The sequence below is a fragment of the Prochlorococcus marinus str. AS9601 genome (assembly GCF_000015645.1).
Classification (GTDB): domain Bacteria; phylum Cyanobacteriota; class Cyanobacteriia; order PCC-6307; family Cyanobiaceae; genus Prochlorococcus_A; species Prochlorococcus_A marinus_O.
This window is the reverse complement of the sequence record NC_008816.1, coordinates 311,016-330,114: the sequence shown is the minus strand read 5'-3', so window position 1 is coordinate 330,114 and position 19,099 is coordinate 311,016. Positions and strand designations below refer to the sequence as shown.

Sequence of the window (19,099 nt, the reverse complement as noted above, 5' to 3'; positions counted from 1 at the left end):
TTCAAAAACCTAGCGATTTTGAATTTAAAGATTATCTTTAAATAAATAGTGAGTTTTATGAAATTTACATTTTTAGTAATTGCCATATTTATTAATTTTTTTAATCACTCATTGATAAAATCAGAAGAAAACATATTTTCATCAAAAAATAAAATTGAGAATATTGCTAGAAAAGAATCAATTACTGAAGAAAAAACTGAAATAAAAAAAATTCATATTGTAAAAAGTGGAGATACACTATCAAGTATTTCAAAATCCTATTCAATTAATAAAGATTTAATTATTAAGTTGAATAACTTAAAAGATGAAAATTATATCTTTGTTGGCCAAAATCTTATTATCTCCGAATCTTCTGAAAATCTCACAAAACAATCTGATTTAATAAATAATTATCATATTATTCAAACTGGTGAAAATCTTACTGAGATATCAAACAAATATAATTTAACAGTAATCGATCTTATAGAGATTAATAATCTCAATAATCCTGATTCAATAAAAGTCGGTCAAAAACTCATTATTAGAAAAAAGAACACAATTAATTCAGGAAATTATGAAACAACTGAAAATAAAAAAAATAAGGACTTACTTGTGTTAGATAAAAAAATTTATGGTCCTATAATAATCCAAAGTAAATCATATAAAGATATTAAAGGTAGAAAAGTTTTAAATGTATTAAATCAAGAAAATAAAAAACTGATTCTTTCAATAAATTGTGAAAAAAATGAATTAGATGTAAGAATACCTGGTAGGAAATGGATGGGAAGTAAGCCTGCTAAAGAAGAATTCGAAAATAATTTAATAAATGATTTTTGTTAAAACTTTTAATTAATATGTGTGAATAATTTGTCTAAGAATATTAATGATGGGTTATTCTACAAAAAGTTAAATTAATTGTAATGGCTATTTCAAGAGGAGATCTCGTAAGAGTAAAAAGACCAGAGTCATATTGGTACAATGAAATAGGTAAAGTTGCTTCAGTTGATACCTCAGGTATTAAATATAACTGTGTAGTCAGATTCGATAAAGTAAATTACGCTGGGATTAGCGGAACTGATGGTGGAGCAAATACAAATAATTTCGCTGAAAGTGAATTAGAAAAAGCTTAAATAATTGCCTGAATTACCTGAAGTAGAAACAGTTCGAAGAGGTTTAGAGCAAAAACTTAATAACTTTATTATTAAAAAAGTAGAAATCTGTAGGTATTCAACTGTTGCATTCCCAACAAACAAAGAAGAATTCATTAAAGGACTTCGGAACTCACTTATTTATAAATGGGATAGAAGAGGAAAATATTTAATAGCCCAATTAAAAGAAGTTCAAAATGAGCATACTCAACTTCCTCTAGAAAATTCACAAAATAACGGATTTCTTGTAGTTCATCTAAGAATGACTGGATATTTTAAATTTATTGAAAACTCAAGTAATCCCTGTAAACATACAAGAGTAAGATTTTTCGATAAAAATAATAATGAGCTTAGGTACATCGACGTAAGAAGTTTTGGTCAAATGTGGTGGATTAATAATGACCTATCGCTTAACAAAATAATTAAAGGATTAGGTTCATTAGGACCAGAGCCATTTTCTAAAGACTTTAATGCAAATTACCTTAAGAAAGTTATTTCAAAAAGAACAAAATCTATTAAAGCCATTTTATTAGATCAAACAATAGTGGCGGGAATAGGTAATATTTATGCTGATGAAAGTTTATACTCTGCTGGCATTTCCCCTTTTAGGGAAGCTCGAACAATAAAAAAAAATGAGTTAATCAAACTCAAAGAATCAATTGTAACTGTATTAAAAAAAAGTATAGGTTCTGGGGGTACCACATTTAGCGATTTTAGAGACCTGGAAGGAGAGAATGGGAATTTTGGTTTGCAGACAAATGTCTATAGGAGAACTGGAAAAGAATGTCGTAAATGTGGAAATTTAATTGAAAGACAAAAAATTACTGGAAGAAGTACCCATTGGTGTCCTAAATGCCAAAAATAAAAAAGGGCTTACTCAAGAAGAGTAAGCCCTTTTAAATATTTTTACCTGGCATTGAGCTATTTTCTCAAGGGGCTACCCCCTAAATATTTTCGCCGCTGATGCGTTTCACAACCGAGTTCGAGATGGATCGGAGTGGTTCCACATCGCCATGAACACCAGGATAGTATGAACCTTGAGAACTGCATAGAAAATTATATAGGTTAAAAACAATAAATTAAGTTTATTTGGTCAAGCCCTCGGTCTATTAGTACTCCTCCGCTGCACTTGTTACCAAGCTTCCACGTAGAGCCTATCAACGGGTGTTCTTCCCGTGACCTTACTGGCTTAAGCCATGGCAATACTCATCTTGAGGTGGGCTTCCCACTTAGATGCTTTCAGCGGTTATCCACTCCGCACATGGCTACCCAGCGTTTACCGTTGGCACGATAACTGGCACACCAGAGGTGCGTTCCTCCCGGTCCTCTCGTACTAGGGAGAAATCCTCTCAATATTCCTGCGCATACACCGGATATGGACCGAACTGTCTCACGACGTTCTGAACCCAGCTCGCGTACCGCTTTAATGGGCGAACAGCCCAACCCTTGGGACCGACTTCAGCCCCAGGTTGCGATGAGCCGACATCGAGGTGCCAAACCTCCCCGTCGATGTGAACTCTTGGGGGAGATCAGCCTGTTATCCCTAGAGTAACTTTTATCCGTTGAGCGACGGCCCTTCCACGCAGAACCGTCGGATCACTAAAACCGACTTTCGTCCCTGTTCGACTTGTAGGTCTCACAGTCAAGCTCCCTTCTGCTTTTGCACTCAACGACTGATTTCCAACCAGCCTGAGGGAACCTTTGTGCGCCTCCGTTACCTTTTAGGAGGCGACCGCCCCAGTCAAACTGCCCATCAGATACTGTCCGCTTCCCGGATAACGGGTAAGCGTTAGAACTCTAGCTCTAAAAGAGTGGTATCTCACCGATGACTCAATAGTACCCACAAGCACTATTTCAACGTCTCCCACCTATTCTGCGCATTCAGAGCCCGAGCACAATATCAAACTACAGTAAAGCTTCATAGGGTCTTTCTGTCCGGGTGTATGTAGTCCGCATCTTCACAGACAATTCTATTTCGCCGAGCCTCTCTCCGAGACAGCGCGCAAATCGTTACACCTTTCGTGCGGGTCGGAACTTACCCGACAAGGAATTTCGCTACCTTAGGACCGTTATAGTTACGGCCGCCGTTCACCGGGGCTTCAGTCGCCAGCTTCACTAAAAGCTAACCAGCTTCCTTAACCTTCCGGCACTGGGCAGGTGTCAGCCCCCATACATCGTCTTGCGACTTAGCGGAGACCTGTGTTTTTGGTAAACAGTCGCTTGCGCCTCTTCACTGCGACCAGCTCTCGCTGGCACCCCTTCTCCCGAAGTTACGGGGCCATTTTGCCGAGTTCCTTAGAGAGAGTTATCTCGCGCCCCTCGGTATTCTCTACCACCCCACCTGTGTCGGTTTCGGGTACTGGCATTTGTGTCTTAACGAGTATAGGGCTTTTCTTGGAAGCATGACATCACCAACTTCGCTGCCGTAGCAGCTCGTACTCACGCCTTAGCTCAAGATGTTTTCTCCATCTCTCAAAGCCTCGAACGCTTGAACCAGTAACCAACATCTGGCCTGGTTAGCCTTCTCCGTCCCCCTTCTCAAAACACATCTGGTACAGGAATATTGACCTGTTATCCATCGACTACGCCTTTCGGCCTCGCCTTAGGTCCAGACTAACCCTCCGCGGACGAGCCTGCCGGAGGAACCCTTAGGGTTTCGGGGCATGGGATTCTCACCCATGTTTTCGCTACTCAAGCCGACATTCTCACTTCTATGCTGTCCACGTCCGCTTACGCTAACGCTTCACCCTACATAGAACGCTCCCCTACCATAAATAAATTTATCCGCAGCTTCGGTATAACGCTTAGCCCCGTTCATTTTCGGCGCAGGATCGCTCGACCAGTGAGCTATTACGCACTCCTTTGAGGATGGCTGCTTCTAGGCAAACCTCCTGGTTGTCTGGGCAATCCCACCTCCTTTATCACTTAGCGTTAATTTTGGGACCTTAGCTGGCGGTCTGGGCTGTTTCCCTCTTGACTATGGAGCTTATCCCCCACAGTCTGACTGCCTAGTTACACACAGGGTATTCAGAGTTCATATCGATTTGGTACCGCTTTCGCAGCCCGCACCGAAATGGTTGCTTTACCCCCCTGCTGGAGCACTAGACGCTACGCCTCAACGTATTTCGGGGAGAACCAGCTAGCTCCTGGTTCGATTGGCATTTCACCCCTAACCACAGCTCATCCGCTGAATTTTCAACTTCAGTCGGTTCGGACCTCCACTTGGTATCACCCAAGCTTCATCCTGGCCATGGTTAGATCACCAGGGTTCGGGTCTATAAACACTGACAAACGCCCTATTAAGACTCGCTTTCGCTGTGGCTCCACCATTTCCGGTTTAACCCGCCAGTGCCTATAAGTCGCCGGCTCATTCTTCAACAGGCACACGGTCACCCGATTAGTCGGGCTCCCATTGCTTGTAAGCTCACGGTTTCATGTTCTATTTCACTCCCCTCCCGGGGTTCTTTTCACCTTTCCCTCGCGGTACTGTTTCACTATCGGTCACACAGTAGTACTTAGCCTTACGAGGTGGTCCTCGCAGATTCACACGGAATTCCACGTGCTCCGTGCTACTCGGGATGCAGCTAGGTCAACTTATCTTTCGATTACGGGGCTTTCACCCTCTGTGGCACGCCATTCAAACGTTTCTTCTAGACTTATTGATCCATATTGCTGTCCCACAACCCCGATAGTCAAGACTATCGGTTTGGGCTGTTCCCCGTTCGCTCGCCGCTACTGAGGGAGTCGTTATTTACTTTCTCTTCCTCCAGCTACTAAGATGTTTCAGTTCGCTGGGTTAGCTCGCACCAACCTATATATTCAGTTGGCCGTACATGGGGTTGCCCCATTCGGAAATTCCCGGATCAAAGTGTGCTTCCAACTCCCCGAGACTTATCGCAGGTAACCACGTCCTTCATCGCCTCTGTGTGCCTAGGTATCCTCCGTGAGCCCTTTGTAGCTTGACCAATAACTTCATAATTGAAGCATCAGCTTAATAGAATTGTTATTAATGCATTTGCACAAATAATAAATCTGCATCATTAAAGATGCTTATTGTCTTTAAAAATAATCTATGCAGTTGTCAAGGTTCTCTGAAAACAATGAAATTAATTCAATGAGTCCAGCATCTTAATGGTTTCATTAGGAAGCTAGATTCGTTCAGAAATTTGATCACAACTCAAAATTTTTCCTTTCTATAGATTATGGAAGAGGTGGTAATCAGTGGAGGTAAGCGGACTCGAACCGCTGACATCCTGCTTGCAAAGCAGGCGCTCTACCAACTGAGCTATACCCCCAACATAGAGATATGGGCCATCCTGGACTTGAACCAGGGACCTCACCCTTATCAGGGGTGCGCTCTAACCACCTGAGCTAATGGCCCAGGAAAATAATGGGTGTGACCTAGAAAAACTTAGGAAATGAAATTCTTAATAAATTAAGAACGTGAGATACCGATCGACCTAAGGTGACAAAATAATAATATTAAACATTTTGTTGTCTCCCTGTTAGGAGGTGATCCAGCCGCACCTTCCGGTACGGCTACCTTGTTACGACTTCACCCCAGTCATTAGCCCCACCTTCGGCGTCCTCCTCCACAAGGGTTGGAGTAACGACTTCGGGCATGGCCAACTTCCATGGTGTGACGGGCGGTGTGTACAAGGCCCGGGAACGTATTCACCGCAGTATGCTGACCTGCGATTACTAGCGATTCCTACTTCACGTAGGCGAGTTGCAGCCTACGATCTGAACTGAGCCACGGTTTATGGGATTTGCTAGCTCTCGCGAGTTTGCTGCCCTTTGTCCGTAGCATTGTAGTACGTGTGTAGCCCAGGGTGTAAGGGGCATGATGACTTGACGTCATCCACACCTTCCTCCGGTTTATCACCGGCGGTCTTTCTAGAGTGCCCAACTAAATGCTGGCAACTAAAAACGTGGGTTGCGCTCGTTGCGGGACTTAACCCAACATCTCACGACACGAGCTGACGACAGCCATGCACCACCTGTCACTGCATTCCCGAAGGCACCCTCAAATTTCTAAGAGGTTCGCAGGATGTCAAACCCTGGTAAGGTTCTTCGCGTTGCATCGAATTAAACCACATACTCCACCGCTTGTGCGGGCCCCCGTCAATTCCTTTGAGTTTCACACTTGCGTGCGTACTCCCCAGGCGGAACACTTAACGCGTTAGCTACGACACCGAAGGGGTCGATTCCCCCGACACCTAGTGTTCATCGTTTACGGCCAGGACTACAGGGGTATCTAATCCCTTTCGCTCCCCTGGCTTTCGTCCATGAGCGTCAGTAATGGCCCAGCAGAGCGCCTTCGCCACTGGTGTTCTTCCCGATATCTACGCATTTCACCGCTACACCGGGAATTCCCTCTGCCCCTACCATACTCAAGCCTTTCAGTTTCCACTGCCATGATGGAGTTAAGCTCCACGCTTTAACAGCAGACTTGAAAAGCCGCCTGCGGACGCTTTACGCCCAATAATTCCGGATAACGCTTGCCACTCCCGTATTACCGCGGCTGCTGGCACGGAATTAGCCGTGGCTTATTCCTCAAGTACCGTCATATCTTCTTCCTTGAGAAAAGAGGTTTACAGCCCAGAGGCCTTCGTCCCTCACGCGGCGTTGCTCCGTCAGGCTTTCGCCCATTGCGGAAAATTCCCCACTGCTGCCTCCCGTAGGAGTCTGGGCCGTGTCTCAGTCCCAGTGTGGCTGATCATCCTCTCAGACCAGCTACTGATCGAAGCCTTGGTGAGCCATTACCTCACCAACAAGCTAATCAGACGCGAGCTCATCCTCAGGCGAAATTCGTTTCACCAGTAGGCATATGGGGTATTAGCGGTCGTTTCCAACCGTTATCCCCCTCCTGAGGGCAGATTCTCACGCGTTACTCACCCGTCCGCCACTAACCCGAAGGTTCGTTCGACTTGCATGTGTTAAGCACGCCGCCAGCGTTCATCCTGAGCCAGGATCAAACTCTCCGTTGTGTTCAATTCCTTTTATAGATAAATCTACTCAAATTGAATTGCTTTAACCAAATAAAAACTTCAGTTGTTGAATTTAGTTTCAGCCTCCTTAGATTTTAAGGATTACATTGAGTGCACATTAAAAGTATTTCTAAAGTGACTTTCCAAGATCTCAGATCCGTTCGCATCAAAGCTAAAAGTTAGCAATTGATGACATTTTTATATATTCTTGACGGGACCTCACACCTTTATTGCATATACATCTTGAAGTGACTAAAAAAAATTTAGTTGTTCTTGACGCAACAAAAGCATCAGTTCCTAAGTTTTTAAATTTTCTAGGTGCAGAGTTAAACAACAAGTGATTAACTCATTTTGAAGGTAAAAACCTTCTTCTGGCTGAAAATAATGATCGAAATCAAGTCTCCAAATAATTCATTCATTTACCAAAAATTAGATTTAAGATAATTTGATGAATAATGCAAAAAGTATATTTTTGCCCAGAAGAAAATACTAAACCATCCCACTGTAATTGTGCAACCTTTTATACAAAAATTTTTTATTAATTTTTTATTTGATCAAAGTCTCATTAAACAACTAGGCTTAAATAAAGGGATATAAATGAAATGGCAGAAAGATTTAGTCAAAAAAATTTAAGAGTAAGACCAAGTTCTGATGAGGAAAAAATTGTAACAAATGCAAAAAAACACTTCGAGAAGACTTTGGTTGAGATATCAGGCGAGTTAGTGGGAAGCGTCGCTGCACTAGAACATCCAACAAAAAATAAAAAATTAAATTATGGAGAAATATTTTTAAGAGACAATGTTCCTGTAATGATTTATCTCATTACCCAAAAACGTTACGAAATTGTCAAAAAGTTCCTAAGTGTATGCCTTGAGTTACAAAGCTCTAACTACCAAACACGTGGCGTATTTCCTACTAGTTTCGTTGAAGAAAATGGACAGCTCATTGGAGACTATGGTCAGAGATCAATAGGGAGGATTACTTCAGCTGATGCAAGTTTATGGTGGCCCATTTTATGTTGGTATTATGTCAATAAAAGCGGTGATTATGCCTTTGGAAAAAGTCAAAGCGTTCAAAGAGGTATTCAACTTCTACTAGATCTAGTTCTACATCCAACATTTGAGGGTACTCCAGTACTTTTTGTGCCAGATTGCGCATTTATGATTGATAGACCTATGGATGTATGGGGAGCACCACTAGAAGTTGAAGTTTTACTTCATGGATGTTTAAAAAGTTGCATTAACTTAATGGAATTAAGTAGAGCAGATCATGTTAGTAGACTTTTAGATCAAAGACTTATTCTTACAAATCAATGGGTTAAGGATTTAGGAAGTTTTCTTTTAAAGCATTATTGGGTTACAAGCCAAACAATGCAAATTTTAAGAAGAAGGCCAACTGAGCAGTATGGTGATGATCAGCACTTCAATGAATTTAATGTTCAACCTCAAGTGGTTCCCTCATGGCTACAAGATTGGTTAGAGAATAGAGGCGGTTACTTAATAGGAAATATTAGGACAGGAAGGCCTGACTTTCGATTTTACAGTTTAGGCAATTCTTTAGCATGTATGTTCGGAGTTCTTCCTCCTGAAGAACAAAGAGCTTTATTTAGATTAGTTTTACATAACAGACAGCATTTGATGGCTCAAATGCCTATGAGAATTTGTCATCCTCATATGGATGTAGAGGAATGGCAAAATAAAACTGGATCCGATCCAAAGAATTGGCCTTGGAGTTACCATAACGGTGGTCATTGGCCAAGCTTACTTTGGTTTTTTGGTACAGCTGTCCTATTACATCAAAAACATTATGGTTCAGACGATGTGATCCTCATGGAAGAAATGAAATCTTTAATAGAGGAATCATATTGGTGTCAACTTAATCAATTGCCTAAGCAAGAATGGGCAGAATATTTTGATGGTCCTACAGGAACTTGGGTTGGACAACAATCAAGAACATATCAGACTTGGACAATTGTTGGATTTTTATTAATGAATCACTTTCTAAGGAATGAGTATAACGATTTAGATATGTTTAAGATTTGAGTTTAAAATAGTCCTAAGGTTAGTGATTTATCAATTGGCAAGCATGCCCCAATACCAAGGTATATTGTTAGAAAAGTTCCGAATAAGAAAACAGACATTGCTATTGGTCTTCTAAATGGATTAGAAAATTTATTAACGTTTTCGATAAAAGGTAAAATCATTAATCCAAGTGGGATTAATGTTTGAAGTGCAATACCCAAAAGTTTATTAGGAACAACTCTAAGTATTTGAAAAACTGGGTAAAGGTACCATTCAGGAAGTATTTCAAGGGGTGTTGCGAAGGGATTAGCTTTGTCTCCTAACATTGCAGGATCAAGAACTGCTAATCCAACTACACAGGCAATAGTTCCCAAGATGACTACCGGGAATATATATAGTAAATCATTTGGCCAAGCTGGTTCACCATAATAATTATGGCCCATACCTTTAGCTAACTTTGCTCTCAATTTTGGATCAGATAGATCTGGTTTTTTTAAAGTAGACATATGGAGAACTAGTGATGGTTTAAGTATAAGAGTTTATAAAGGACCTGAAATACCCTGTTTACGAATCATTAAAAAGTGCATCAACATGAAGACTGCTAATGACCATGGCAATACAAAAGTGTGAAGACTATAAAATCTGGTTAAAGTGGATTGACCAACACTTTCTCCGCCTCTTAGTAGTTCAACCATAAAGTCACCTATTACTGGTATTGCAGCAGGAACACCTGAAACAATCTTAACTGCCCAGTAACCCACCTGATCCCAAGGTAAGGAGTATCCAGTCACTCCAAAAGCGACGGTTATAACTGCCATTACAACACCTGTAACCCAAGTTAATTCTCTTGGCCTCTTAAAACCTCCGGTAAGATAAACCCTAAAGACATGAAGGATTAACATCAATACCATCATTGATGCACTCCATCTATGCACAGATCTTATTAACCATCCAAAACTTACATCTGTCATTAAATAACTGACTGAACTGTAAGCCTGTGTAACAGTTGGCTTATAGTAAAAAGTCATTGCAAAACCTGTTGCAAATTGAATTAGGAAGCATACTAAAGTTATGCCTCCTAAACAATAAAAAATATTTACGTGAGGGGGTACGTACTTGGAAGTTACGTCGTCAGTTATGTCTTGGATTTCAAGTCTTTCTTGAAACCAGTCATAAACAGATGAAGAATTCGCCATCCAAAAAAAAATTAGCTTTGATATAAAGAGCTTACTTAAAATTCTTATACTTGGTGTTAAGACTTAACCCAATGAATTCATCTTTTAACAAACTTTTAACATTCAAAAATTTGATCACTGCATCAATGATCATCGTTTTTTCTATCAATCTTTTGTTGATGGAAAGAGTGGATGCTCTCAGTGATAGCAGGCAATTAGTACTTGATGCTTGGACCTTGGTAAACGAAGGTTTTTATGATCCAGAAAAGTTTGATGAAATCCAATGGAAAAGAATTAGACAAAAAACATTACAGAAACAAATTGAAACAAGTGAAGAGGCTTATTCCGCAATTGAAGACATGTTAAGACCTCTAGACGATCCCTACACGAGAGTTTTACGCCCCAAAGATTATGAGCTACTGAAATCAAGTAATTTTGGGAGTGAAATTAATGGTGTTGGGCTTCAATTAGGTGAAGATGACAACAATAAAGTTAAAGTTATTTCTACTCTTGGGGGGTCGCCAGCTGAAGAAGCTGGAATAGTAAGCGGGGACATTATCGAGACAGTTGATGGAATCTCATCAGAAAAATTAGGGCTTGCAAGTACTGCCTCTAAGTTAAGAGGTGAGTCAGGGACAAAAGTTTTAGTTGAATTATCTACGGAATCAGGAGAAATTAGGGAAGTCGATTTAGAGAGGAGATCAGTAGATCTCAGACCAGTTAGAACAAAAAGATTAAGAGACGATTCTCACACAATAGGATATTTAAGAATAACTCAATTTAGCGAAAGCGTACCCAAAAAAGTTGAAGAGGCTCTTCAAGAGTTAAAAGAGAAAGAGGTTGAGGGCTTAATCTTGGATCTTAGAAATAATTCAGGGGGACTAGTAAGCTCAGGTATTGCAGTTGCAGACACATTATTGAGTGAGAAACCCGTAGTCGAGACAAAAGATAGAAATGGAATCAAAGATGCAATTATTTCTCAAAAAGAGACATCTTTTGATGGACCAATGGTGACTTTAGTAAATAAAGGCACTGCAAGTGCCAGTGAAATACTTGCTGGTTCTTTAAAAGATAATGAGAGGTCAATTCTTATGGGAGAACAAACTTATGGTAAAGGTTTAATTCAATCCCTAAAAAGTTTGGGAGAAGATAGTGGTATTGCTATAACAGTGGCTAGTTACTTAACACCAGATGGTAATAATATACAAGGCCAGGGTATAACACCTGACAAATTACTTGAACTACCGGAAGCCAGTGATTTTGGAAGTACTGACGATAAATGGGTAAGGAATGCGGAATTATTATTAGGGTCGCTTCTAGAAAAAGAAGAAGTTCCAGTTCAAACAATTGATTTAAACAATGAAGAAATCAAATCTTTAAATGGCTAAAGATTGAAAATAAAAAATCTTAAAAATATGAGTATTAAAAGAATTTTTCATGACCCAATTCATAAAGAAATAGTATTTGATGCAGGAAAGCCAGAAGAATTAATGATTTTGGAATTAATTGATACAGTCGCTTTTCAAAGACTAAGAAGAATAAAACAACTTGGAGCGGCATCATTACTTTTTCATGGTGCAGAATCGAGTAGATTTACTCACTCAATTGGTGTTTTTTGTATAGCTAGAAAAATTTATAAGAGATTAATTGAAAATAAATCTTCTTTTAGTGAAAATAAATTTGTTCTTTATGGAGCAGCTCTGCTACATGATTTAGGTCATGGACCTTTAAGCCATACCAGTGAAACAATATTCATGCATGATCACGAACAATGGTCTGAAAACTTAGTGACAAATTATTCTCCAATAACTTCAATCCTCAAAAAGTATGACAACGAATTACCCAGAAAAATTGGTGAATTATTTCAATCAAAACAACTATTTTCAAAACCTTTAAGAACATTGATAAGTAGTGAGATAGATTGTGATCGTCTTGATTATCTTTTACGCGATAGTTACAACACAGGGACTAATTATGGCTTAGTAGATTTAGAAAGAATAATTTCAGCTCTTACCTTTTTACCTGATGGAAATATCGGAATCAAACCAAAAGGAGTGATTGCCATTGAGCATTTCCTTGTACTTAGAAACTTGATGTATAGAACAATCTACAATCACAAGATAAACGAAATATCAACATGGATTCTGGGGAAAATATTACACACAATAAAACATAATTATGAAAATAATATTTGGTTAGATAATTCTCTACATAAATGGATTTTTTCACCATCAAAAGTTGATTTTGATGATTTCATAAGAAATGATGATGTAACCTTTTATTATCATTTAATCAGATGGAAAGATGAATCTTTTGAACCACTTTCTACACTATGCAAAATGTTTATTGACAGGGATTTATTAAAGGCATCAGACATTAGTTTTTTAAGTAAGATCAATAGATTAAAAATCCTTGCATTTGCCACAAAATTATGTGAAAAGAATGGTTATGATTCAGAAATATTTTGTGGGATTAAGGAAAGGTCTTTCAAAGGTTTTGAATCTAATAATGCTCTAAAAATATGGGACGGCACTTATCAAAGCGCATTAGAAAATAGTTCCGCATTAATAAAAACTTTAATGAGATCCGATGAAAGCTCTTTTATTATTTATCCAGATATGATCAAAAATGAAATCAAAAATGAAATTTCATCGATAAAAAACAATTTCTAGATTTAATTCAATGGAAATAGTTCTAAAAAACAATAAAAGTAAATATTTAGAAATTTTTTCTTTGTTAGATTTAAATAATCTCCATGAAACTTTCAAAAGATTTTCATCCATCAAGGAACCTTTAGAAGCAAAAATTTTCGCAGTCAATGAGTCAATAAGTTCTCATCAATTATTAAAATTAAAAAATCATTTTGACAAAATTAATATTTGTTCCTTATGCATTTACTCAAATAATAGAGATACAATAATAAGTGGAAAGTTCTTAAAAATAGATTCAATTTATATAAAAGAGCAAGAGATTAAAAATAAGTTACTATCATTCAATTCAAAAAAGAAAGACGATATTCTTCACAAAGGAACAGTACGATCGGGAGAAAGAATATCTTCAAACGGAAACCTATGTATCATAGGAGATGTTAATCCAGGGGCAATAGTTTCCGCTAAGAAAAATATTTACGTTTGGGGCAAATTACTAGGGATCGCATTCGCAGGGAAAAGTGGAAATAAAAATGCCTCTATTTCATCACTTTATTTAAACCCTTTACAGTTAAGAATTGCAGATTTAATAGCAATTGGACCAAAAGAAAAGCCCAAAAATTGCTATCCAGAAATTGCAGTAATAGATCAACAAACAATAATTATCAAACCACACATAATCGAAAATAAAAATTAATCAATAATTTGCAATAAATAAATTCAAATTAGATAAATTTAAGAATTACTTAATCTTTAAAATATTTAACTTTCTGCATGTGGCTTTATTATTTGTAAAATGTTAAAAATCGTGGGGAAGAATACTCGCACAATATTAATCTGTTCTGGTAAGGGAGGGGTTGGTAAAACAACTTTAACTGCAAACCTAGGGATAGCACTTGCTAATAGCGGAGCAACAACTGCTGTATTAGATGCTGATTTTGGCTTAAGAAATTTAGATCTTCTTCTAGGATTAGAAAATCGCATCATTTATACAGCTCAAGATGTTCTAGACAAGAACTGTCGTCTCGACCAAGCATTGGTTAGACATAAAAAGGAGCCTAATCTTGCTCTTCTACCTGCTGGAGATCCAAGGATGTTGGATTGGATGAAGCCCGAAGATATGAAAAAAATTAGTGAGCTACTTAGTGAGAACTTTGATTTTGTCTTAGTAGATTGTCCTGCTGGTGTAGAAGATGGCTTTAAAAATGCTCTTGCAGCCTGTAAAGAAGCTATTGTTGTAACTAACCCAGAATTATCCGCAGTGAGGGATGCAGATAGAGTAATAGGAATTCTTAATACTTCAGATATTGAGCCTATTCAACTTGTAATCAATAGAGTTCGCCCTAACATGATGGCTAGTCAAGAAATGTTATCCATCGAAGATGTTCAAGGGATCCTTTCTTTGCCTTTATTAGGTATTGTTTTAGAAGATGAACAGGTAATAATAAGTACAAATAGAGGAGAGCCACTGACACTTTCAGATAGTAGATCTCCTGCAAAAAAATGTTATTTGAATGTTTCTCAAAGACTTACAAATAAAGATATACCAATTATCGATCCCAAAAAAGAAGGCAAAAGTCTTAAAGATAAATTCATGAGATTAATGCAAACAAAGGTTTTTTAAAATGATGACTCTCAGAGATCTTATAAATAAATTACTAGGCAGAGAAACGTCTAGTGCTAATACAGCAAGAGAAAGATTACAACTTGTACTGGCTCATGACAGAGTTGACATGAGTTCTTTGACAACTGATCTTTTAGATAAAATGAGGAAAGAGATTCTTGATGTTGTTGCTAAATATGTTGAAATTGATTTTGATGAGGTGGCAGTAAGTTTAGAGACTGAGGATAGAATGACTGCATTAGTTGCCAATTTACCAATCAAAAGAACTATTTCAGGAGAAATAAAATTCAAAAAAGCTGATAAAGCTAATAAAGATATCAAAAAGTAATAAATTTAAAAAAAGCTAAAAAATACTGATAATTGAACCTTCCTGATTGTAAGATGAAAAGATCGCCGGCTTAGCTCAGTGGTAGAGCAGCGCTTTTGTAAAGCGAAGGTCATCAGTTCAAATCTGTTAGCCGGCATTTTGATTTATTTAATTCTGTTCAATATTCTTCGCTGAAAATATAAAGACTAAACCTATCAGAGCAATAATAGGAATCAATCTTATTTCGAGAACATACTCTAAAAAAGATACAAGGGGTTCAAATATCCAATAAGTAAAAAATTGAATCAATAAAACAAAAAATAATAATAAAAACATTAATGCAATTCCCTTACTAATACTTCTCCTTCTCTAATCAGTCTCCAATCTCCACTTTTCTTCCAAAATATTATAGTACTTGCTTTTCCACTTCTTTTTTCCCATGGGATAGGACCCAAAATTTTTACAGAAGGGAAGTCTAGAGCAATACCTTCGACTGTAATAGATCCTTTAAAACCTGAAATATTTGCACTTGAAGTTAACAATGGTCCTGTTTCTCTCATGAGAGATTTAGCCATATATGAATTTGGAATCCTCAACCCAAGGGTAAGATCATTGCTTGTAAGGATTGTAGTCTGCTTCTCTGACGCAGGAACAACCATTGTCAGAGCTCCAGGCCAATATTTTGAAGCTATATTTTCGTAATCTTCTTTAGCTGATTCGTGAACATAATCAATTAATTGTTTGTGTTCTGACCCCATAAGAATTAAGGGTTTGCCTCTATCCCTTTTTTTAAACTCGTAAATAATATTTGAAAATTTTGGCAAGCATCCAATCGCAGGTAATGTGTCAGTTGGGAAGATTATAGGTAAACCACTTTTAAGAGTCTTCAAAGCGGATTTGCAGTCTACTAAATCCATTTAGATTATGAACTTGAAATAATTTATTTATATCTTCCAATGGTAAACCTACCAATACCTGAAAGATCTTTCACAATTTCTATTGATGTAAATTTATTTTTAATAAAAAGTTGTTTTACTTTTTCGCCTTGATCAAAATGATTCTCTAAAATTAGCCAGCCCTTCTCTTTTAAAAATATTGGTGCTTTTTGTATTATTTCCCTAATGTGTTTTAAACCATCTTCACCGCCTAATAAAGCAACTTTAGGTTCGAAATTTTTAACTTCTTTGGGTAATTTTTCATAAGTATCTTTAGGAATATATGGCGGGTTTGAAATAGCAAGGTCTAATTTTCCTTTAAAATTTTCAAGAGGTGACCACCAATTTCCACAATAAAATTTCAAATTTGATTGTTTGGAAGAATTTATATAATTTTTTGTAGCTATTTCTAATGCGTCTTGATCTACATCAGTTGCCACTCCTTTGCTAAATGGATAAGCCAATGCTAACGCAATACTTATAGCGCCTGATCCAGTCCCTAATTCAGCAAAAAATAATTTCTCTGACTTCCTTCTAAATATATTGAAGACAATATCTACTATGAGCTCTGTCTCTGGTCTGGGAATAAGTACTTTATTTGTAACTTTTAATTTTAAGTCTCTCCAATAAGTTAATCCGCAAAGGTATTGAATTGGGCAAGATCTTATTAAATGATCTTCCCAAACAGACTCCAAAAATTCTAAGTTTTTTTTTAAATGTAAGTTTCCCTTAGGATTTAAAATTTTCAAATTTAGATCTCTAGTCGAAATATCGCCTAAACAATCAAGTAAAACTTCAAAAGATTGTTGATCACCACCTTTTGAAAGTTGCTTTTTTTTCCACAATAAAAATTCCTTTACAGAAATGCAAAGCATTTATTAAAGCATCAGCGTTTTGGTCCAAGTCTACCTTTACTAGAGTCAGAGTAGAAGCTTGACTTTTCTCCATCTTGAGTAGAGATAAATAAACCAATGAGGAATATAGTTGGCACCCCTACAAATAAAAGACTAGCTACGAATCCAAAGTTAGTTGTTTCCATTTAGTTGGTAGTTCTATAATTAGGTATTAAGACTATAGACATATAACTAGAAATAAAGTGGAAAAATAAACAAATTTTATAAACTGATTAACAGTCTTAAACAATTTAGCGTGATAATTTTTTATTTTCACTTATTTTTTTTAGTTCTTCCAAATTTGAGGGAGGGGATTGTGGTTTTGTTAAGATTACTGCAGATGACTTTATCAATGTTTGGCATGCTAGTCGCCAATTTTCTGGTCTATTTTTGAGTTTTTCTTCTTCAACTGATGTAAGAGGGCTTAAAGAATTTTTGTTTCCACCTTCAACTGAAATAAAGCAAGTACTGCATTGTCCAGCTCCTCCACAATTTCCCAAAATACCTTTTAGTCCATAAAGCTGCAAATTCTCTTTCATTACGAGTTCTCTTAAATTTTCACCAGGATTACATTGAACCTCTAAGTCCTCACGGATAAATCTGATAGTTGCCATTTTTTTAGTTATTTTTCTTATTTTGGCGTTTTACTTTGAGAATTGTGACCAAAATATTAACAGTTTTTAGCTAAAAATTTCTTGTAAACTATGTTCTGCTAATGGATTTGCCCAATTTTTGCAAGAAAATAAATTTATTTACAAAAATCCCTCAAAGACTAAAAAACCCTTACTATCGTGATGTTTAGCTGTTTATGCAGCATAGTTACTAGAAATTAACCGATGGGATTGCCTTGGTATCGAGTTCACACAGTAGTTATTAATGACCCAGGTCGACTACTTGCTGTGCATCTTATGCATACTGCATTATTAGCCGGCTGGGCCGGTTCAATGGCTCTTTATGAATTAGCCATTTTTGATCCTTCTGATGCTGTTCTCAATCCAATGTGGAGACAGGGGATGTACGTTATGCCTTTCATGGCAAGACTAGGTATCACAAGTAGTTGGAATGGATGGGATATTACTGGTGCTACTGGAGTTGATCCTGGATTCTGGAGTTTCGAAGGGGTTGCGGCAGCACACATAGTATTTAGTGGCCTATTGATGTTGGCATCTATTTGGCACTGGACATATTGGGACCTAGATTTATGGGAAGATTCAAGAACTGGTGAGCCTGCTCTTGATTTACCAAGAATTTTTGGAATTCACCTTCTTTTAGCAGGCCTTACATGTTTTGGTTTTGGAGCTTTTCATTGCGCAAACGTTGGGATTTGGGTTTCTGATCCATATGGTTTAAGTGGTCATGTAGAACCTGTAGCACCTTCCTGGGGAGTTGAAGGATTTAATCCTTTTAATCCAGGAGGTATTGTGGCTAATCATATTGCAGCTGGACTTATGGGTATTATTGGAGGTATTTTTCACATTACCAACAGGCCTGGAGAAAGACTTTACAGAGCATTAAAACTTGGAAGTCTCGAAGGAGTTCTTGCTAGTGCTTTAGCTGCTGTATTGTTTGTTTCTTTCGTTGTTTCCGGAACAATGTGGTACGGTTCAGCAACCACCCCAATAGAGCTTTTTGGTCCTACTAGATATCAATGGGATTCAGGCTATTTCAAAACTGAAATTAACAGAAGAGTGCAAGCTGCTATTGATGATGGTGCAACTAAATCAGAGGCATATGCATCTATACCAGAAAAATTAGCCTTCTACGATTATGTCGGTAATAGTCCAGCTAAAGGGGGACTATTCAGAGTTGGAGCTCTTGTTAATGGTGATGGCTTACCAACTGGTTGGCAAGGTCACATTGCTTTCCAAGATAAGGAAGGTAACGAATTAGAAGTTAGAAGAATTCCTAACTTCTTTGAAAACTTCCCTGTCATTCTTGAAGATAAAGAAGGTAATGTAAGGGCAGATATCCCATTTAGAAGAGCTGAAGCAAAGTACTCATTTGAGCAAACTGGTATTACTGCAACAATTTATGGAGGAGACCTAGATGGACAAACATTTACAGATCCTGCAGTAGTGAAAAGATTAGCAAGAAAGGCTCAACTTGGAGAAGCATTCAAGTTTGACAGAGAGACATATAAATCTGACGGTGTATTCCGAAGTTCTCCAAGAGCATGGTTTACATATGCACATTTATGTTTCGGATTGCTATTCTTGTTTGGGCACTGGTGGCACGCTTCAAGAACTCTTTACAGAAATTCCTTTGCTGGTATTGATGCTGAAATTGGCGACCAAGTTGAATTTGGTTTATTCAAAAAGCTTGGAGACGAAACCACAAGAAGAATCCCTGGAAGGGTTTAAACTAAACTTTATTACTTAA

The 19,099-nt window shown here is 37.7% G+C and carries 16 protein-coding genes, 3 tRNA genes and 3 rRNA genes; 11 read left to right on the top strand and 11 right to left on the bottom strand.

The window, feature by feature from the left end:
* The first annotated feature begins 57 nt into the window (after positions 1 to 57).
* From A9601_RS10885 to A9601_RS10875, 3 genes are all read left to right on the top strand, one after another.
* Positions 58 to 819 (top strand): LysM peptidoglycan-binding domain-containing protein, encoded by a 762-nt coding sequence (locus tag A9601_RS10885; RefSeq protein WP_011817818.1) that lies wholly within the window; start codon positions 58 to 60, stop codon positions 817 to 819.
* Positions 820 to 899: 80 nt separating this feature from the next.
* On the top strand, positions 900 to 1,109 hold the full coding sequence (locus A9601_RS10880; RefSeq protein ID WP_011817817.1) for a photosystem I reaction center subunit IV: 210 nt from the start codon (positions 900 to 902) through the stop codon (positions 1,107 to 1,109).
* Positions 1,110 to 1,113: 4 nt separating this feature from the next.
* The gene (locus tag A9601_RS10875) at positions 1,114 to 1,992 is read left to right on the top strand and encodes a DNA-formamidopyrimidine glycosylase (protein ID WP_011817816.1); all 879 of its coding nucleotides are present in this window, start codon (positions 1,114 to 1,116) and stop codon (positions 1,990 to 1,992) included.
* A gap of 43 nt (positions 1,993 to 2,035) precedes the next feature.
* On the opposite strand, the gene rrf is transcribed toward A9601_RS10875, so the two are convergent.
* The 5 genes from rrf to A9601_RS10850 all read right to left on the bottom strand — a co-directional run bounded on the left by rrf (position 2,036) and on the right by A9601_RS10850 (position 7,117).
* Positions 2,036 to 2,152, bottom strand: a 5S ribosomal RNA gene (gene rrf / locus A9601_RS10870).
* A 64-nt stretch (positions 2,153 to 2,216) separates the two neighbouring features.
* Positions 2,217 to 5,092: ribosomal RNA gene (locus A9601_RS10865) — 23S ribosomal RNA — on the bottom strand.
* A gap of 257 nt (positions 5,093 to 5,349) precedes the next feature.
* Positions 5,350 to 5,422, bottom strand: a tRNA-Ala gene (locus A9601_RS10860).
* A gap of 12 nt (positions 5,423 to 5,434) precedes the next feature.
* Positions 5,435 to 5,508: transfer RNA gene (locus tag A9601_RS10855), tRNA-Ile, on the bottom strand.
* Positions 5,509 to 5,632: 124 nt separating this feature from the next.
* Positions 5,633 to 7,117, bottom strand: a 16S ribosomal RNA gene (locus A9601_RS10850).
* The 16S, 23S and 5S rRNA genes sit together here with 2 tRNA genes alongside, the layout of an rRNA operon.
* A 602-nt stretch (positions 7,118 to 7,719) precedes the next feature.
* On the opposite strand from A9601_RS10850, the gene A9601_RS10845 reads away from it, so the two are divergent.
* Entirely contained in the window at positions 7,720 to 9,159 is a 1,440-nt protein-coding gene (locus A9601_RS10845; RefSeq protein WP_011817813.1) for a glycoside hydrolase 100 family protein, read from the top strand.
* A 2-nt stretch (positions 9,160 to 9,161) separates the two neighbouring features.
* Here the strand turns inward: A9601_RS10845 and petD are convergent, their stop codons facing one another.
* A complete protein-coding gene (gene petD, locus A9601_RS10840) occupies positions 9,162 to 9,644 on the bottom strand; it encodes a cytochrome b6-f complex subunit IV (protein WP_002808353.1) in 483 nt (160 codons plus the stop codon).
* 33 nt (positions 9,645 to 9,677) lie between these two features.
* A complete protein-coding gene (petB, locus tag A9601_RS10835; RefSeq protein WP_011817812.1) occupies positions 9,678 to 10,334 on the bottom strand; it encodes a cytochrome b6 in 657 nt (218 codons plus the stop codon).
* A 71-nt stretch (positions 10,335 to 10,405) separates the two neighbouring features.
* Here petB and ctpZ point away from each other — a divergent pair, with 71 nt between their 5' ends.
* The 6 genes from ctpZ to A9601_RS10805 all read left to right on the top strand — a co-directional run bounded on the left by ctpZ (position 10,406) and on the right by A9601_RS10805 (position 15,049).
* On the top strand, positions 10,406 to 11,701 hold the full coding sequence (gene ctpZ, locus A9601_RS10830; protein WP_011817811.1) for a carboxyl-terminal processing protease CtpZ: 1,296 nt from the start codon (positions 10,406 to 10,408) through the stop codon (positions 11,699 to 11,701).
* A gap of 27 nt (positions 11,702 to 11,728) precedes the next feature.
* Entirely contained in the window at positions 11,729 to 12,985 is a 1,257-nt protein-coding gene (locus tag A9601_RS10825; RefSeq protein ID WP_011817810.1) for an HD domain-containing protein, read from the top strand.
* Between the two features lie 10 nt (positions 12,986 to 12,995).
* Positions 12,996 to 13,658, top strand: coding sequence for a septum site-determining protein MinC (locus A9601_RS10820; RefSeq protein ID WP_011817809.1), 663 nt, complete (start codon positions 12,996 to 12,998; stop codon positions 13,656 to 13,658).
* 111 nt (positions 13,659 to 13,769) lie between these two features.
* Entirely contained in the window at positions 13,770 to 14,585 is an 816-nt protein-coding gene (minD, locus tag A9601_RS10815; RefSeq protein WP_080512707.1) for a septum site-determining protein MinD, read from the top strand.
* 1 nt (position 14,586) lies between these two features.
* On the top strand, positions 14,587 to 14,913 hold the full coding sequence (gene minE / locus A9601_RS10810; RefSeq protein WP_011817807.1) for a cell division topological specificity factor MinE: 327 nt from the start codon (positions 14,587 to 14,589) through the stop codon (positions 14,911 to 14,913).
* Positions 14,914 to 14,977: 64 nt separating this feature from the next.
* A tRNA-Thr gene (locus tag A9601_RS10805) sits at positions 14,978 to 15,049 on the top strand.
* A 178-nt stretch (positions 15,050 to 15,227) separates the two neighbouring features.
* Here the strand turns inward: A9601_RS10805 and A9601_RS10800 are convergent.
* The 4 genes from A9601_RS10800 to A9601_RS10785 form a co-directional block, all read right to left on the bottom strand.
* On the bottom strand, positions 15,228 to 15,809 hold the full coding sequence (locus tag A9601_RS10800) for an L-threonylcarbamoyladenylate synthase (RefSeq protein ID WP_011817806.1): 582 nt from the start codon (positions 15,807 to 15,809) through the stop codon (positions 15,228 to 15,230).
* A gap of 23 nt (positions 15,810 to 15,832) precedes the next feature.
* Positions 15,833 to 16,702 carry a peptide chain release factor N(5)-glutamine methyltransferase gene (gene prmC / locus A9601_RS10795; protein WP_011817805.1) on the bottom strand — a complete coding sequence of 290 codons (870 nt, stop codon included), beginning with the start codon at positions 16,700 to 16,702 and terminating at the stop codon, positions 15,833 to 15,835.
* Positions 16,703 to 16,713: 11 nt separating this feature from the next.
* Entirely contained in the window at positions 16,714 to 16,866 is a 153-nt protein-coding gene (gene psbM, locus A9601_RS10790; protein ID WP_011817804.1) for a photosystem II reaction center protein PsbM, read from the bottom strand.
* Between the two features lie 105 nt (positions 16,867 to 16,971).
* Entirely contained in the window at positions 16,972 to 17,334 is a 363-nt protein-coding gene (locus A9601_RS10785; protein WP_011817803.1) for a 2Fe-2S iron-sulfur cluster-binding protein, read from the bottom strand.
* A gap of 222 nt (positions 17,335 to 17,556) precedes the next feature.
* Here A9601_RS10785 and psbB point away from each other — a divergent pair, with 222 nt between their 5' ends.
* Positions 17,557 to 19,080 (top strand): photosystem II chlorophyll-binding protein CP47, encoded by a 1,524-nt coding sequence (gene psbB / locus A9601_RS10780; RefSeq protein WP_011817802.1) that lies wholly within the window; start codon positions 17,557 to 17,559, stop codon positions 19,078 to 19,080.
* Positions 19,081 to 19,099 lie beyond the last annotated feature (19 nt).

Bases quoted from the DNA above. Each gene is read 5' to 3' on its own strand.
- A9601_RS10885 (WP_011817818.1), top strand. From the start codon at position 58: ATGAAATTTACATTTTTAGTAATTGCCATATTTATTAATTTTTTTAAT.
- A9601_RS10880 (WP_011817817.1), top strand. From the start codon at position 900: ATGGCTATTTCAAGAGGAGATCTCGTAAGAGTAAAAAGACCAGAGTCA.
- A9601_RS10845 (WP_011817813.1), top strand. From the start codon at position 7,720: ATGGCAGAAAGATTTAGTCAAAAAAATTTAAGAGTAAGACCAAGTTCT.
- petD (WP_002808353.1), bottom strand. From the start codon at position 9,644: ATGTCTACTTTAAAAAAACCAGATCTATCTGATCCAAAATTGAGAGCA.
- petB (WP_011817812.1), bottom strand. From the start codon at position 10,334: ATGGCGAATTCTTCATCTGTTTATGACTGGTTTCAAGAAAGACTTGAA.
- ctpZ (WP_011817811.1), top strand. From the start codon at position 10,406: ATGAATTCATCTTTTAACAAACTTTTAACATTCAAAAATTTGATCACT.
- A9601_RS10825 (WP_011817810.1), top strand. From the start codon at position 11,729: ATGAGTATTAAAAGAATTTTTCATGACCCAATTCATAAAGAAATAGTA.
- A9601_RS10820 (WP_011817809.1), top strand. From the start codon at position 12,996: ATGGAAATAGTTCTAAAAAACAATAAAAGTAAATATTTAGAAATTTTT.
- minE (WP_011817807.1), top strand. From the start codon at position 14,587: ATGATGACTCTCAGAGATCTTATAAATAAATTACTAGGCAGAGAAACG.
- A9601_RS10800 (WP_011817806.1), bottom strand. From the start codon at position 15,809: ATGGATTTAGTAGACTGCAAATCCGCTTTGAAGACTCTTAAAAGTGGT.
- prmC (WP_011817805.1), bottom strand. From the start codon at position 16,702: ATGCTTTGCATTTCTGTAAAGGAATTTTTATTGTGGAAAAAAAAGCAA.
- psbM (WP_011817804.1), bottom strand. From the start codon at position 16,866: ATGGAAACAACTAACTTTGGATTCGTAGCTAGTCTTTTATTTGTAGGG.
- A9601_RS10785 (WP_011817803.1), bottom strand. From the start codon at position 17,334: ATGGCAACTATCAGATTTATCCGTGAGGACTTAGAGGTTCAATGTAAT.
- psbB (WP_011817802.1), top strand. From the start codon at position 17,557: ATGGGATTGCCTTGGTATCGAGTTCACACAGTAGTTATTAATGACCCA.